The 14,682-nt window shown below is 54.6% G+C and carries 12 protein-coding genes; 10 read left to right on the top strand and 2 right to left on the bottom strand.

Annotation, left to right across the window (positions count from 1 at the left end):
- The coding region (locus F4Y64_05735) for a hypothetical protein (GenBank protein ID MXX97098.1) at positions 1–205 on the bottom strand (205 nt) is incomplete at its 3' end.
- A 331-nt stretch (positions 206–536) separates the two neighbouring features.
- On the opposite strand from F4Y64_05735, the gene F4Y64_05730 reads away from it, so the two are divergent.
- The 10 genes from F4Y64_05730 (at position 537) to F4Y64_05685 (ending at position 13,819) form a co-directional block, all read left to right on the top strand.
- Complete coding sequence (locus tag F4Y64_05730; GenBank protein MXX97097.1) at positions 537–761, top strand: hypothetical protein; 225 nt, start codon at positions 537–539, stop codon at positions 759–761.
- Between the two features lie 219 nt (positions 762–980).
- Positions 981–2,168, top strand: a complete 1,188-nt coding sequence (locus F4Y64_05725; GenBank protein ID MXX97096.1) for a DUF2236 domain-containing protein — start codon at positions 981–983, stop codon at positions 2,166–2,168.
- 526 nt (positions 2,169–2,694) lie between these two features.
- On the top strand, positions 2,695–6,510 hold the full coding sequence (locus F4Y64_05720; protein MXX97095.1) for a hypothetical protein: 3,816 nt from the start codon (positions 2,695–2,697) through the stop codon (positions 6,508–6,510).
- The gene (locus F4Y64_05715; protein MXX97094.1) at positions 6,485–7,231 is read left to right on the top strand and encodes a hypothetical protein; all 747 of its coding nucleotides are present in this window, start codon (positions 6,485–6,487) and stop codon (positions 7,229–7,231) included. Before F4Y64_05720 ends, F4Y64_05715 begins: the two co-directional genes overlap by 26 nt.
- Positions 7,232–7,237: 6 nt before the next feature.
- Positions 7,238–7,627 (top strand): hypothetical protein, encoded by a 390-nt coding sequence (locus F4Y64_05710; GenBank protein MXX97093.1) that lies wholly within the window; start codon positions 7,238–7,240, stop codon positions 7,625–7,627.
- 5 nt (positions 7,628–7,632) lie between these two features.
- Positions 7,633–8,661 (top strand): hypothetical protein, encoded by a 1,029-nt coding sequence (locus F4Y64_05705; GenBank protein MXX97092.1) that lies wholly within the window; start codon positions 7,633–7,635, stop codon positions 8,659–8,661.
- Positions 8,662–8,669: 8 nt separating this feature from the next.
- Positions 8,670–9,032 carry a hypothetical protein gene (locus F4Y64_05700; GenBank protein ID MXX97091.1) on the top strand — a complete coding sequence of 121 codons (363 nt, stop codon included), beginning with the start codon at positions 8,670–8,672 and terminating at the stop codon, positions 9,030–9,032.
- 3 nt (positions 9,033–9,035) lie between these two features.
- On the top strand, positions 9,036–10,625 hold the full coding sequence (locus F4Y64_05695; GenBank protein MXX97090.1) for a hypothetical protein: 1,590 nt from the start codon (positions 9,036–9,038) through the stop codon (positions 10,623–10,625).
- 24 nt (positions 10,626–10,649) lie between these two features.
- Positions 10,650–13,097, top strand: coding sequence for a hypothetical protein (locus tag F4Y64_05690; GenBank protein MXX97089.1), 2,448 nt, complete (start codon positions 10,650–10,652; stop codon positions 13,095–13,097).
- Between the two features lie 20 nt (positions 13,098–13,117).
- Positions 13,118–13,819 (top strand): MotA/TolQ/ExbB proton channel family protein, encoded by a 702-nt coding sequence (locus F4Y64_05685; protein ID MXX97088.1) that lies wholly within the window; start codon positions 13,118–13,120, stop codon positions 13,817–13,819.
- Between the two features lie 399 nt (positions 13,820–14,218).
- Here F4Y64_05685 and F4Y64_05680 read toward each other — a convergent pair whose 3' ends face one another.
- Entirely contained in the window at positions 14,219–14,647 is a 429-nt protein-coding gene (locus F4Y64_05680; GenBank protein ID MXX97087.1) for a response regulator transcription factor, read from the bottom strand.
- Between the last annotated feature and the right edge of the window lie 35 nt (positions 14,648–14,682).

Genomic DNA, 14,682 nt, shown 5'->3' with positions numbered 1-14,682 from the left:
TCTTGAACAACAACAGCGGACCGTATGCCTTCTGGCCACGGACACGCTTCCCCACGGGGTAATTCTCCACCAGCTGCTCACGGATCGACTCCCAGTTTATCACCTTGTTTAATTCCACATAAAACGACCGCTTCGCGGCCGCTGCATCTATATAATGTTGACCAAAATTCATCTGAACGGTATGGGGTTTGAAATGACGGAACATGCACAAATCTACAAACTCAAATCACTCAAATCCAACATTATTCGGTAGTTTTGTGCAACAGTCTCCAGTTATTATTCATTATATAACAGATAAAGAACATAATTGATGGAAAAAATACTTGAAACATCACTATCTTTGTGCGTGATTGAAGGGGGCTGCGCAGGCGGTGTGATGATCTGCTGACAAGGCAATATTCGCAAGGCGAATTCAGTGCAGCCTGTGCGCCCGAACCAAGAAATCGCACAGGCCGGTAACGGCACAACACCGCTCAAGAAGCGCTATTTTAGTGTACAGAGTTCAATCCGACACATGGGAGAGATTATTTGAGAGAATGGGGACAAAGTCTGTCTGGCGGATTCTATTCGGGATGGTTCTGACGGTGTTTGCGTTTACCCAGGATCGTCCGGAGGCCTGTCGATCAAACTTACAGGTGGCTCCGGGGAATTCCACGGTGATAGACTGCGTAGTTCAGACGGAAGGATATATGTATGAGTGGACGAGCCGGGACCCGTCTTGGCCAACCTATTTGAGTGATGTGGGGATCACCTCTCCCTGATTCCATGCGCCGGTGAGCGTGGAGACACCTTGGCAGCTGGCGTACGACCGGTTAGCCTTTGATGGCAAAGGAGAGCTGGTCGAGATTCCGTGTACCAGGTTGTATTCATCGGGAGAGGTTTCAACGTACCGAGTTGTATATCCAGACATCCAGACAGTGAAGGGGGGAACCGGGTAGTTGCCGTATTTATTACCCCGTTATCCTGTTATGCACAAATAAATGAAAGAGCCCTCTCCCATTATTGTCCCGACCAGTTATCAATCGGGCTATACAAAGGCGCGGCGTAAGGACCCGGTTCTAGCAGATTTGTATGCTCAGCATACAACTATTGGGGATCCCGAACTGGATCCTGTACTTGAGGAATGTGTGCCACAACTGGCTCCCGATGTCTTCAACCGGTATGTGCGAGCCGGCATTGAGGGAAGAAAAGAATTCTTGGAGGGTGCACCTGATTGTCTCCGCGAATTCTTTCACAAGGCAGACACCGTCAAGCCACCTTGGCTGAACTACGAATCGTTTCGGCCCGCTGGCCGCGCGGTCTACAAAAACGCTAGTCTGGTGCTGGCTGCTTTTGTCGCGGGTGTTCTCGTAGAAGGCTTTTCAACCATGATAGCCAAATCTTTTCGGATTACGGGAAGAGTTGGTTCAAAGAATACCAAGCGTCGCTTGGGTTATAACGCCCGACACATCCTTGAGATATTTTATCCTGGCGGCATGCTGCGGCCAAACGATGGATGGAAAATGACCATGCGCATCCGTTTCGTCCATGGAAAGGTTCGTTATCTGCTGGGTCGTTCCGATGAATGGGATAAAGAGGCCTGGGGTTGCCCTGTGAGTGCTGCCCATCTGGCGTACGCCACTGCGGTGTTTTCGATGCGCCTGCTGCATTTTTCCAAATTGCTTGGTGTGAGATTCAGTAAGGAAGAGCAAGACGGCGTCATGGATGTGTTTCGTTACGTTGGGTATTTATTCGGTGTTCCAGATGCCATTCTGTACAAGAACATAGAGGAGGCCAGGCAGATCTTTAAGATCGGCTTGCTATGTGAACCACCCCCTGACGAAGATTCAGCGTATATAGCCAATCAATTGGTTCGTGCCGTACCAAGTGTCACCGGTATTGAAAATGAGGAGGAAGCAGAAGAGCAGATCAAATTAGGGTACGCACTTTCACGGGTTCTCATTGGACGGAAGATGGCACGGGATTTGAAGTTTCCCCATTACAATGGCTTCATCGCCCTCATTTTGTTTCGAACCCGCATATTTCTTGAAAGTGTCTTCAAGGATACACAGCTCGTGCGGAGGAAGAATTTTACGGAACTACTGGGGATCTCCTCCTATGACGACATCATAGGGATCAGTTATAAGCTACCAACACACGTGAAGGATGCTTTATCGCAGGACTGGTAGCAGCGCTCCCAATACCCCTAGCCCTACCGCACGGAAATAATCGAGAATATTCTGTTCTGACCCTGAACGAGAGTTAACGGCATTCCAGGAAAAATCAGACTACGGGACGGGATCCGAATCTCAGAACACCGTTCCAGCCGGCCAAACATGTGTGTTGCTCTGAACCGTGAGGGTAGTGCTCCAATCTGAACCAGGATCAATAGGCACTAAATTAGTTTGGGGCCCCGCAGATGCATGTGCTGCAACCGGAAAGTTTTCTAATAATTAACAATAATAGAACCAATATAGTCCATTATATAACAGATAAAGAATATAATTGAGGAAAAAATATCTGAAGTGTTACTATCTTAGTGGAAGAGAAAGGGGCTACCTATAAAGCGTTGTGATGGTCCGCTAATTAGGCAATATTCACAAGGCAAGTACAGTGTGGTCTGTGCGCCCGAAGCAAAAAATCGGACAGGCTAGGAACTGCGCTGCACTCCAAAGCTCACTTCGACACACAGGAAGATCACTTGAGATGATGATGATGATGATGAGGTCTGCCTCTGGCATTCTATTGGGGATGGCTCTGACGGTGGCTGCGTTTGCGCAGAACCGTCCGGGGGCCTGTCGATCAGACTTGCAGGTGGCTCTCGGGGGCTCCATAGTGATAGGCTGCGGAGCACAGACGGAAGGGTTTACGTATGAGTGGACCAGCCGGGACCCGTCTTGGCTAACCTATTTGAGTGATGTGAGGATTGCTTCTCCGCGCTTCCATGCACCCGTGGACGCGGAGATACCACAGCAACTGGTATACGACCGGCTGGCCTTTGATGGCGAGGGAGAACTCATGCATCAGGTAACCGTCATGATTACCCTGCAAGAAGACGAGTGGTCGGAATCTGGAGAGCTAGAGGATAGGAGACTGGGAGAGTTGGAGTGGGCTGACCTGGATGGACTGGGGCCAAGAGGGATCAGAGCAGAGAGTACGGACGGGTTGGTTGGTGCAATGCCTGACGAAGTTCCATTTTTGCGCTGCGAATCTCGGATCACGGTAGACAGTGGGGAACTGGTCAAGATTCCGTGTACCGGACTACATCCATCAGGGGGGCTATTAGCGTACCGGGTTGAGTTTGACTGGCCCCCGTACAACGAGACTAAGATCCTTGGCGAGGGGACATTTGCCTATCTAGTTCGCGCACCGGCGATTCAGGGGGCTGCGTCGGTCCAGGTGCTTGAAGTGTTTGCCCAAGTTCCCGGTAGCGGGCAGGAGATTTCCGAGCGGGTGGAGGTCCACATTGTAAACCGTGCGCCGAGACTCCTGTGTGAGGATATCACGGTAGATGAGGGAGTGCAGACGGCCATCCCGTGCTCGGTCATACCAAGGAAGGCAGCACGGATTCAACTCCTTTCGGAATTGGTCCCGCGAGGCATCCACGACCACTGGCCCATGATTGCAATTCCAGAGGTTCACCGGGATACGTCGTTCTCGGTGATGGTTCGCGTGTTTGGATCGGAAGGTGATTCGGTGGTGGAAGACGAGTTTATGGTGAAGGTCCAAGATACTCGGACACCTCTGGACGTAGATGTTACATGTAACGTAGATCCATATCCGTTGCCCTATGTGGAGTACGAAGGGGCCGGTCCCGCTGAACTGACGATTTCGTGCGGTTTGACAGATGTTCCAGAGGGCCCTCTGGTCTGGTCATTGTCGGCGGAGGGAGAGAATACACCGATTGAACCGCTGAGTCAAATTATCGACATTTTTGAAAATCGTCAGACGAATGAATTTAATTTTGTCGTTTCTCTGCTCCAGGAAGTGGACGGGAATGTAGTGTGGCAGTATGGGGTATTGGTGACCGAAAATACAGATGACGGAGAAGAGTTCACCGACCAGGAAGAGATCAATATCACGACTCTGGAGCGGCCAGATATTTCGATTTTATGCGAGGATGTACAGGTGCGTACGGGCGATCCGCCACTGGAACTCAAGTGCACGCCGTCCCTTGACATCCCACACCGGGATGCACCGTTGGACTATACGTGGGACTGGAAATCGGAGAATGGTTTGGACCTTTTAGCGGGAGATTTGAACAGTGCGACGCCAGTGTTCGATGTTCCTGAGGATCAGGATCTGCCAATAGTTGAGTACACGTATCAAGTTACTGCCTCTGCAGAGAATACCGACCCACCGCAGAATCCGGCGACGCTGACCGTGACGGTGGAGAAGAATCTGGGCAAGCTTGTGCTGGGGTGTACGAGCCCAGTTGAGTTGTATGCGGGGGAGCCAGAATTCCCTTTGGAGTGTGCCATTTCGGGCGACGACGTCCCCGACCTTTCTTGGACATGGCAACTCCAGGAGGGTCCTGAAGACCGGCTGATTGCAGGTGCGTCCGGTGCTCCCCCCATTTTTCGTACCCCGGGATCTGTAGAGGAAACGGAGACCTATGAATATGAAATTCGGGTAGACGCACGGTTTTACGACGCTTCTGAACCCGAGTCCGTGGAAATCATCGTTCTCCAACGACCAATGCTTTCGATTGACTGTGAGAGTGTACGGGTGCGTACGGGCGATCCGCCACTGGAACTCAAGTGCACGCCGTCCCTTGACATCCCACACCGGGATGCACCGTTGGACTATACGTGGGACTGGAAATCGGAGAATGGTTTGGACCTTTTGTCGGGAGATCTGAGCAGCGCGACGCCGGTGTTCAATGTTCCAGCCGACCAGAATCCGCCAACAGTTGAGTATACGTATCAGGTTACTGCCTCTGCGGAAAATACCGACCCACCGCAGAATCCGGCGACGCTGACCGTGACGGTGGAGAAGTATCCGATCCTTTTAGAGTGCCCCGAGGAAGTAGTGGTCACGGTCGGGATGCCGCCACAACGGATTGAGTGCTCGGCGACCAGCGATCAGGATGTAGCGCTCGAGTATGTATGGCAGTGGACACCAACGGAGCGCTTGTTAGATACTTCGACGGGTAGTCCCCTGTTTGATGTGCCCACGCGTCAACGTTTGTATTCGCGCACCTATCCGTATATGGTGACAGTTTCGGCGGAGCGTGCAATCTCGGCTCAGGCGTCAGTGTCAGTGATTGTTCTTGACCCGTCGCAAGGACTGGTGGAGCAGGTGGAGGTCAGCAGTTCCGAGTTGGATTTTGGGATGGCGGGCCCTGATGGGGAGGTTTTGATGGATCCGGCAACGGAGCAACTCTCGGGTTTGGTGTATGAGGTGGGGCAATCGCACGCGGGCCGGATGATGATCCGGGCCAGAGACAGTGTGACAGTATCGATGGAGCAACTCCAGTCGGCGGTCCTGCGCCATGTGGACTCGGACCACGAACTGACGCTGGTGCCCCGTATCGCCTATTCACCATCCTGTACCATGTTTGCAGCCTATACCCAAGCCAGTCGGAACGTGCAAACCTTGTTGGCACCGGGCGACTGTCATGTGGTACGAATCGGCGGGAGTATTACGCTGTCGCAGGCCGACCCGGGAGTGTATTCCGGGAAGGTTCCGGTCGTGCTAACCGTCAACGGGCTGGACCAGTTGCATACGATTCCTGTGGTACTGACGGTAGAGCCACAGCGGCGGGTGGTGCAATTGGGACCGGACGGCGTCCGGTTCCGTGTTGCCCCATCCACCGGGGCCCCTCTGGAGTGGGAGCAGCGCATCAGCATTCAGCCCCAGGTGGCCGTATTGGGCCCCCAGACCCGGGCAGGCACCTTTGAACTCACGAACCCCTCCATCTACCCGATGGAGGTGGAGGTGTCCACTGAATTTGGATACCGCGAAGTGCGGGAAGAGGAACAGTTTTCAGTGGGGGTGACCGATCAGGAGATTGCGCAGGGGGACCTGTCGGCGCTGATGACGGTGCATCCGAAGATCATGTTGTTGTCTCCAGGGGAGACCCGACCGGTGCATTATGCCATCCCGGACCATGTACAGATGCAAGCACGTGGGTATGCCGGGCAGTTCAATTTCACCGTCACACCTCGTGAATTTATTGATCAGCGCCAGTCGCCTATCTCGGTACGGGCGGCCCGCATCACGTTCCGGGCTCCCGGCGTTTATATCCCCGGTTCGGCTCCAGCTCGGCTGAGGGCATCGGTGGAGTCCAGTACCAGCGAGGCCGTGGTGCTCCTAGTGGAAACCGATACGATTCCGTTCTATGGTGAGGTCATTGTTCATGATGACTCGGGAGACGAACTGGGAAGGTCTGAGGTACTGGTCTATACACGCAGTCGCGTGCGTGTTCCACTGGATGCTGCACCCGCGGGCGGATTAATGTTGCGGTTTATCTCTTCTACCCCAAATCAACCTTCTTCTTCTGATGTTTACATTCCCTCTGACTCGTAGGTCCACGATTATTGCCGTTTATCGACTGTTCTTGCGCAGGCTTTGGCTTGGTGTCTTGATGTTGTGTTTGGGGACACCGGTGTTCGGGCAGCAGGAGGGGTATGTGACCCAGCGGGTGCTCCCGGTGGTGGAGTTGACCGATTTGGCGTTCATTCAGTCGCTTCTGGAAGAGCAGTTCATCCTGCCGGAAGATCCAGAGTTTACCCACGCGCTGTTTTATGACATTACCCGGGACGGATTTGGGTCGAATGATATAATGGTTCTCCACCCTTCGGAAGAGCAATTTCAACTGGGGGCCTACCTGTCGGGAGAAATGGCGGAGGCGCTGCGCACGCAAGGTTTAGCCACAGACTATAATTTGGTGACCATCCGCGAGTACGCCGATCTTCTCAGCGAAGAGGCCGAAACCGAGATGGACCCCAAAAAGGCGTTGGCCAGTGCCATGATCCAGACAATCGGGGGTTATTATTCGGATGGTGATTTTCAGGGATACGTGTCGCGTCAGGGTGAAGATGTACGGATCACGTTCTGGGGCTTTGATGAAGCCATGTGGCAGTTTGTTCCTGAATTGACTCAGTGTCTGGATCCGCCGGAGAGCGAGCCAGTGATGCTGGTGGCCCACAAGCAGCCGGAGATTCAGAGTTTTCTCGACATTGACGGGTGCGTCATCGTCGAATCATCTTCCACCAGTGCCCAGATATCCTCCCGGGTATGCGAATAAAGACCAATGAAGGGACATCGAACGGACTTGATTTTATTTATTGACCTTAGCTTTGTGCTCTTGGTGGGGCTCTTGGTTTTGACTGAAACTGCGCCCCGGAGCAATGTGGTCCTGCCTGGAGATTCGGAGGAGCCGTCCGAGTCTATGTCGTCGTTTGCGGTCTTCAATGTCCATTTTAGTCAAGAAGGGCACTTCTGGATAGAAGCCGACGGCATACGGCGGTCTTGTGATGTGGACCGGCAGAACCTACTGGAATCCTGTATGCAACAGATTGTGCAGGACCATGCCGGTGCCGTATTCGTGCTCGTTCCTATGGGACACGCGACGGTGCAGCAATTTGTTACGCTCCTTGACTTGTGCAAACTCAATGACTGGACCTGTACTGTAAGCAACTGAATGGTATGGCGGATTTGTTTTCGGAAAACATAGATGCGAGGAGGCACCCCATCACCATGGGCGTATTTACTGTGCTGGTGGCGTTCTTTTTTCTGGCTAGCAATTTCGTTTCAGTGCCCAGCCGCGAGGGGATAGACCAGTCGTTGGATTTAATCATGCTAGAGTCCATTGCTATGCCGGAGGCGGCCGAGGTAGTGGACGAAGAGACCGAGGATCCGTCAATAAGGGAATATCTGCCGGAGGCCAGCCCGGAGGATTTTGATGGTCTCTTGTCGGTGTTTACAGAATTGGTGCCGTCTGAGCCCGTGAGTGAGGAGTCCGCCCTGCCGGACCGGGGGCAGATCGAGTCGCTGGCACTCCAATCGGATGTGGGACTGGATTTTGGGGCAGAGGAGGGATTAGACTTATCTGGATATAGTCGTTCTGGGGACCTCAATGCAGACCTGTTCCCGGAGTCTGGAGGTGCGACTTGGACCCTGCGACCGAACCTCATCTCTGGTGCCGGACCTCGATCCGGCGCTCGACTTAGCTCCGGTGCGGCCGAGGCGGAGGTAGATCTGACCATTCGACCCGACCGACCGGAGCGGCTCGTGGAGTCTCTCTTTGGAGAACAGGGCGATGCCTTGCTAACCCCGGAAGAGATTCTCCGCGAGAATGCGGTTGTTCGCTGGATGCAAGATCGCCAGAATGCACTGGACCGTCCCATTCGAACACATTTTGAACAGCAGGCCAGAGATCTGACCGTCAATGAGCCGATCACCGTCGGGGCGAAGACCTATCATCTTCAGATGATGTACTCGCCCGTTACCCGAACGCTCCACATTGCATGGATTGACGGAAATGAACTGTTTTACTTCGTGGATCCGTCCCTGCAGTTCCAGGCCAACTACTTTGAAGAGGGATTGGTTGAGCGAGCACTCAGTATGGAAGTGGTGCTTTTGGAGACGGAGGAACTTTCAGCCCACAGCCCGCAGGCTATTCGCGAGTACGGAACCTTCCTGAACTGGTGGAGGCCACAAATTGAACAAAATTAAGATATAAGATGGTTGAGGAATCCTTGGTAGACGTGGTGTTGGTCATTCTGGCTGCTGTGGTTGCTATTGCGGTGCTGCCGGAATTTGATGTTGACTTGCCGCTGAGCCAGGAGATCACCGAAAATGGGATGATCCTTCGGCCGTTGCAGATCTCCATCAACGAGACCGGTGCACTTTATTTCCTGGATCAGGCGAATGAAGAGCAGCCGCTGCAGCCTCGGGAATTTTACGAGATGGTTGCGTCTAGCCAGCCAAGCCAGACCGTTGAGATACATGCCGACCAGTCGGCCCCGGTCATTTACCTGCTGGAGGTCAATCGCTTGATTCAAAACGCCGGTAGAAACGCGACCTTTTTAGTACAGGCAGAGTAATCTATGACAAGACCCCTAAGAATATGTATACCGCGCTTCGCGTTGCCGATCTTGTTGGCCACGGTGCTGTTTGGATGTGCACGGATTGCGCCAGTGGTACAGGAGCCGGTGGTACAGGAGCCCGACCTCGAGGGTGAACCTGAGCTGGTCGCCTTTGTGTCTGGTCCGCTACCAGGCGTGGATTCGCTCGTGGTCAGTGGCGTGTTGAGCGACTTTGACAGCACGTTTGTGCATGCAGCAGTCGAAATACAGGCCCAGACACGGTTTCTGGAGGGACAGCAGTTGATTGCACATGCGGAGAGCATTCTGACCGCAGTAGTCGGTCCCTCAATCCTCGGATCCTCTGATCAAGGCGGGATCGTGGATACCAGTGCCTTTGCGGACGCGATTCAAGGGGCCCAAGAAATGCTCACCGAAGCGACACGTGCTCAGGTCGCCCAAGACAGTACCCAGGTGCAGGCTTTGTTGGCCGGCGCACAGGCGCGGTTAGAGGAAGCGGTACTGCTCAATCCACGGCACGAGGAATCGCGGTACCAACTGGCACGGGTGTATGCGATCCGGGCCAACTCTTTCCGAGAGCAGGCGGCATGGGATCAGGTACTGACTATCTTGCGGGAGTTGATACTGCTGCGCGCCAACGAGCACGGGCTGTGGGCCGAGATATCCCACGCACTGGATCAACTGGGGCACTTTTCACAGGGTGCCGTCATGTGGCTTCGGGCTGCGGAGACGGTCCTGGACGATGCCAGACTTTCGTTTGAGGACGCTGCAGTGGACAGTGCACGGGTGTTCAACTACAGTGTGCGTTCGTACCGTTCATTTGTCAACAGTAGAAGTGGAAAAGGGGTCTACCGCGCACTGATGCAGGCCCGGCAGTACGCGACCTCCGCCGAAGAAGTCGACTTCTCCCAGCAGTGGTTGGTGTGGGCGCAATGGGACTACTTCAATTTACATCATAGGATTGTCTTCGACAGTTTGCGGCAGGTTGCTCGGGATACTCCCTTGGAGGTCATCGCGGAGTTGGGTGAGTTCATTCCGGAACTCACACGTCCCGCTGCGCGCTGGGAGGCCAATTATAATCATGCCGTCCTCTCCCATAGTAACGGCTTTGAAGACGCCGCACTGGACACCCTGAAGATGCTCTGGTACACGATCCAGAACATCGCCCCCAACCCGACCCCAGTACGTGAACGGGGCGTGCGGGATACTCTGATCATGCAGCCGTTGCCGTATTCAGCGTTCAAGGAGGATGTCCGTTCGGCTTATGCAGGGGCGTTGTTTGAGCGTGCGCTCCTCCACCACCAGGACGGGCAGTCCGGCCGTGCGTTCACCTACCTGATGCAGGTCGTGGAGACCGAAAGTAGCTACACAGGTAAGGCTTACATTGAAGCGTTAAAACTGGCCCGCTACAACCCGGAACAGGCTCTGAAGATGGAGCCGGAGATTGAGGCTGTGTTTGAGAGGTTTACGCGCGAAGACCAGTTGACGTACCTGCGTGAGATCGGGAACCTGTACAGGAGGCTTGGAAGAAACGACAAGGTCGCGACCTTTTTGGCTCGCTTTCGAGCTATTCGCGATCAGAACCCCAACTAATTCCACGCGACGGATTGAATGAGCATGCATCGAGTTTTATGGAGTGTCCCGGTTCTACTGCTATCTTTATCCGCTCAGGCACAGGAGCAGGCCCGTATTATGCAGGAGTCTCCATGGGTACTCAGTTCGCTCTCTCCCTCGTCACTTCGCCCCATTCAGGCCTACTGGGATCCCCAGGAGGCGGTCCATTTCATTGACCTAGTCTCACTGTTTTCAGAGGCCCGCATGGTCGTGAATACTGACCAAGCCGTGGTCCGGGCCCACAGTGGCCGTGCGATCTACGAAGTGGATTTTAACCGCGGCACCATCTTACGGCAGTTTGACGATGAGCCACAGCAGGCAGACACACTGATCACCGGAGGCTATTTTAACAGTGGAGAACGCTTTCTTTTGACGCCTTCCAATCTTGAGCGCGTTTTTCCCGAAGGGATGCTCGCCTATGATCAAGCCCGACTCAGTCTTCGGCTCTCCCAGGAATTGTTTGCCGATACATTCCGCCCACAGTCCCTCGCTCCGACGCTCGCACTTGGCCCTATGCTCTATGGACGGAAGCGGCGCCTGATCGGCGGCACCCAACTCGGTTATCGGGTCAATCGTACGCAACGCTCGGCACGTACCACGGACTATACTGGATTCCTGAGTATGCGTGCCAGTGCCCTCTGGGGACAGATCCGCGCCGACGGCACGGCTGCTTATAACGGAGCGACTACCCTGAGGCAGTTCAGTTATCTGCTTGATTTTCCGCGTTCGGCCTATCTGACTCAGATCAGCCTGGGCCGGTCTAGTGTGAACCAGTGGCCCGCGCGTCAGGACTACGAGGGGGTGCAGATGAGCAACCGTCCCCTCTCCACGCGTCATCAGCAGCGGGAGGCACAGCTGGTTGGGGTTGCGGAGCCGAACGCACTGGTATCCGCCCTTGTGGGCGGGGTGGTTGTCGACCGCGTGCAGGCAGATGGGCAGGGGCGCTACCGACTCACCGTTCCTGCGTACTACGGAACTTCGCGCGCCGATTTGGAAATCGTTCCCGCCGGCGGTGGGCCCCCAACCCGGCAAACTCGATACCTGTTGATTACCGAAGACCTGCTGCCCGACGGAACTCTATACTGGGATATGCAGGTCGGGCGTAACCAGTTTGATCAGTCCGCCTATGGACACCTTCGCCTTGACTACGGTCTATCCCAGAATCTGACCACGCTCGGAAGCTACACCCGTATAGACACCCTACAAACGGCCACTTTGGGTCTGGTCAGCAATATTGCCAATGCTGCCATGTTCAGTGCGGAAGTCGCCTATCCGGCTCCAGCCGCCCGGGCCACATTGCAGTTATTCCGGGACCGGTTTCAGTTCCAAGGGGAGGCTGCTATCGCGACCGAACCAGGACTAGGTTACTATCGGCAGCGTTTTGTGGGGCGAGCCGGGTGGAATATTGGGGGGTTGAGTTTGTTTCTCAATGGAACCCACTTCGAATCCTTTGGCGGTAGTACCTCTATGCGTATGGACGGATCCGGGACCGTCCGACTGCCTCGCCAGATCAGCCTTGTCCTCGCTGCCGGTCCTGGAATCACCCGGCTCAGTCCCGACGCGCCGACGGATACCCGCGTGGAATGGCGCACGTCGCTCACCCGCTACATCCGGCCCAAAGGCCTGCGGGGTCGAATCGGCTTCCAAGCCCAAGGTGGACGCTACGAATCGGTAGACTTTACGGGAATGACCCTCTATGCCTCCTATCGGTCCCTCTCGTTCGGTGCCCGCGTCGGGTATGACCTCCCGGCCCAGGGTATGAACGCCTCGTTTTCGATTCGCATGAATGCCCCGTGGGCAAGCTTCTCAAGCCATACTGCGCTGGAGTCCGAAGACCCTTATAACCAGCAAAGCCTCTACGGCTCCATGACCCTCAGCCGCGGATTAGTTTTTTCCAGGCACTCCCAAGTCTGGAGCAGCGCGCTGTTCCGACCTTTTATGGATATTGACCGCGACGGGATGCGGGATCCCGGTGAGATTCCCTTGGATGGCCTGGAGCTCAATGTGATGCGAGCACGGACTGAACGCGACGCATCCGGTACACTCCGGGCAGACTTTCTAGCACCCAGCACTCAGTACCAAGTCGTGATTGATCCTCGCTCTATTCAGGGCCCTGAACTGGATCTGCCCACCGGAACTGCCTTCAGTTTTCTGTCCGATCCAGGGGAAACCAAATACATTGACATCCCGGTCCATCGCAATACGATCGTGGAAGGCTCAGTGGAAAACCTGCCGCTGAGTTCGCCGACACTGGCGGTGGTACTCTTCTTTCAGGGGGAATCCGAAGTGCTCAGGGCAGCGGTTTCGCAGCAGGGACGGTTCACCGCGCTGCTGCCGCCGGGGACCTATCGCGTTGAACTCTTGGATCTGCTCGGACAGGAAGATCTCAGCGACTATACCCAAATCTTGGATGTGCAACCTGTCCAGACACAATCACTTGAAATTCGTTAAATATCATCTATTATTCTCTAATGCTACGTCTATTGATCGCCACACAGACTGCCATGCCCCCGACTTCGGGGCAGGCCGCTGATGAATCCCTTCTTCCCACTTCTTTTTGGGGGATGGTCCAGTATGCGCAGGGCTTTGAGTGGCCATTGGGGGTCCTGTTTCTGGTCGGCCTGTTTCTCTTAACCTCCGCTTATGTGCGGTACTTCCGGCAGTGGCGCGGCAGCAATGCCATGCTGAAGATTGAGACCAAGAATATTTCTGCGGAAGGATTTTCGAATGCGATTGGACAGAGTAAAACCCCAAATCCTTTCGTTACGACGGGGAATCTTATTCTGGAGGAGTTCCGGCGTGGGGGATCGGCCCAGGCGATGATTGACTACGCCTCCCAGTTCATCGAGCTGGATCACGAAAAGTACAAGGAAACTGAACGCTATGTTGTGGCCGCGGTGTACATTGCACTTTCTATTGGCCTGCTCGGAACCCTGTTCGGGATTTTCGTGTTGTTCATGACCGGCAGCCGCCATGGTGCCTCCGATCTGGTCGGTCTGGGGATAGCAGTGGTCTCCACCATGCTGGCTCTGGTCATTCGCCTGTTGCTCTGGCCCCTTAACGTCTATCTTCAGGCGCGCGTGCGTAGGCGCTATGATACTCTGAGAAAGTGGACCATTATGCTTGCGTATACCCTATCCGCAGATTCAAGCAACCCCGTCCACCGGAATTAATTCTGCCTGAAAGATGGGATAAGAAATCAGATTTTGCAATAAAATCCGAAAACTTGTCATGTTGAGTTCTGAAACCAGTCCGTGCAGGCCCCCAGACACTGAGTGCATATTCCGCACCGTCTGGTAGAGTCGTACACGCCCACTGTCACCGGGAAGCAGGCCGGCAAGCCGCGCCTGGTACTGAAGTCTATCATCACAGATACGGAAGCCGCAATAAATGCCAACATGCCGTCGTTTTCCCCGTCAATCCTAGAAGGCGTGCTTCATACGCCCTGACACATTCCGTCTCTCCATTGCACGGGAATCATCTATGGAAAGCCTTGGTCCTCCCCAGCACCATCAGACGGTTGTGATCGCCAGTTCTCACTCATCAACCTCGTCTGTCACCCTCATTCATGGTCAACCCTGGGTCTCTGGCGCGTCGTCGGGTCTGTGCATGCGGTAGCCTACCCGCGACTCGGTGAAGATGTAGGTTGGGTTGCTCGGATCGTCGCCCAGCTTGTCTCGCAGTTTTTTCACGAACGCCCGGATCCGTCGCCTACCGTCGGTACCGTCAACCTTGTCCAATCGCCATACGTTACGCAACAGGATTTCATAGGTCACGACCCGACCGGCGTTGGTGGACAGGATGCGAAGCAGATCGTACTCAGTGGCGGTGAGTTCCAGTGGAACTTCGTGCAAGCTCACCCGACGTTTCTCGTAGTTGATCACTAGCGCCCCCGACTGGAATATTTCTGGGAATGCGTCGCTCTTGCGCAGCGCCGTCTGGATCCTGGCCACCAGTTCCGTGGGCGAAAACGGCTTCACAATGTAATCGACCGCTCCCATCTCCAAGGCCCTTGCAACCGTTTCATCCCGGCCAT

Source organism: Rhodothermaceae bacterium, assembly GCA_009838195.1.
Taxonomy (GTDB): Bacteria; Bacteroidota; Rhodothermia; order Rhodothermales; family Bin80; genus Bin80.
The sequence above is the reverse complement of the archived record's forward strand: the minus strand, read 5'-3'. Positions and strand labels throughout refer to the sequence as shown.

Coding starts and splice junctions, on each gene's coding strand:
- F4Y64_05730 (MXX97097.1), top strand. CDS start 537: ATGGGGACAAAGTCTGTCTGGCGGATTCTATTCGGGATGGTTCTGACG.
- F4Y64_05725 (MXX97096.1), top strand. CDS start 981: ATGAAAGAGCCCTCTCCCATTATTGTCCCGACCAGTTATCAATCGGGC.
- F4Y64_05720 (MXX97095.1), top strand. CDS start 2,695: ATGATGATGAGGTCTGCCTCTGGCATTCTATTGGGGATGGCTCTGACG.
- F4Y64_05715 (MXX97094.1), top strand. CDS start 6,485: ATGTTTACATTCCCTCTGACTCGTAGGTCCACGATTATTGCCGTTTAT.
- F4Y64_05710 (MXX97093.1), top strand. CDS start 7,238: ATGAAGGGACATCGAACGGACTTGATTTTATTTATTGACCTTAGCTTT.
- F4Y64_05705 (MXX97092.1), top strand. CDS start 7,633: ATGGCGGATTTGTTTTCGGAAAACATAGATGCGAGGAGGCACCCCATC.
- F4Y64_05700 (MXX97091.1), top strand. CDS start 8,670: ATGGTTGAGGAATCCTTGGTAGACGTGGTGTTGGTCATTCTGGCTGCT.
- F4Y64_05695 (MXX97090.1), top strand. CDS start 9,036: ATGACAAGACCCCTAAGAATATGTATACCGCGCTTCGCGTTGCCGATC.
- F4Y64_05690 (MXX97089.1), top strand. CDS start 10,650: ATGCATCGAGTTTTATGGAGTGTCCCGGTTCTACTGCTATCTTTATCC.
- F4Y64_05685 (MXX97088.1), top strand. CDS start 13,118: ATGCTACGTCTATTGATCGCCACACAGACTGCCATGCCCCCGACTTCG.
- F4Y64_05680 (MXX97087.1), bottom strand. CDS start 14,647: ATGGGAGCGGTCGATTACATTGTGAAGCCGTTTTCGCCCACGGAACTG.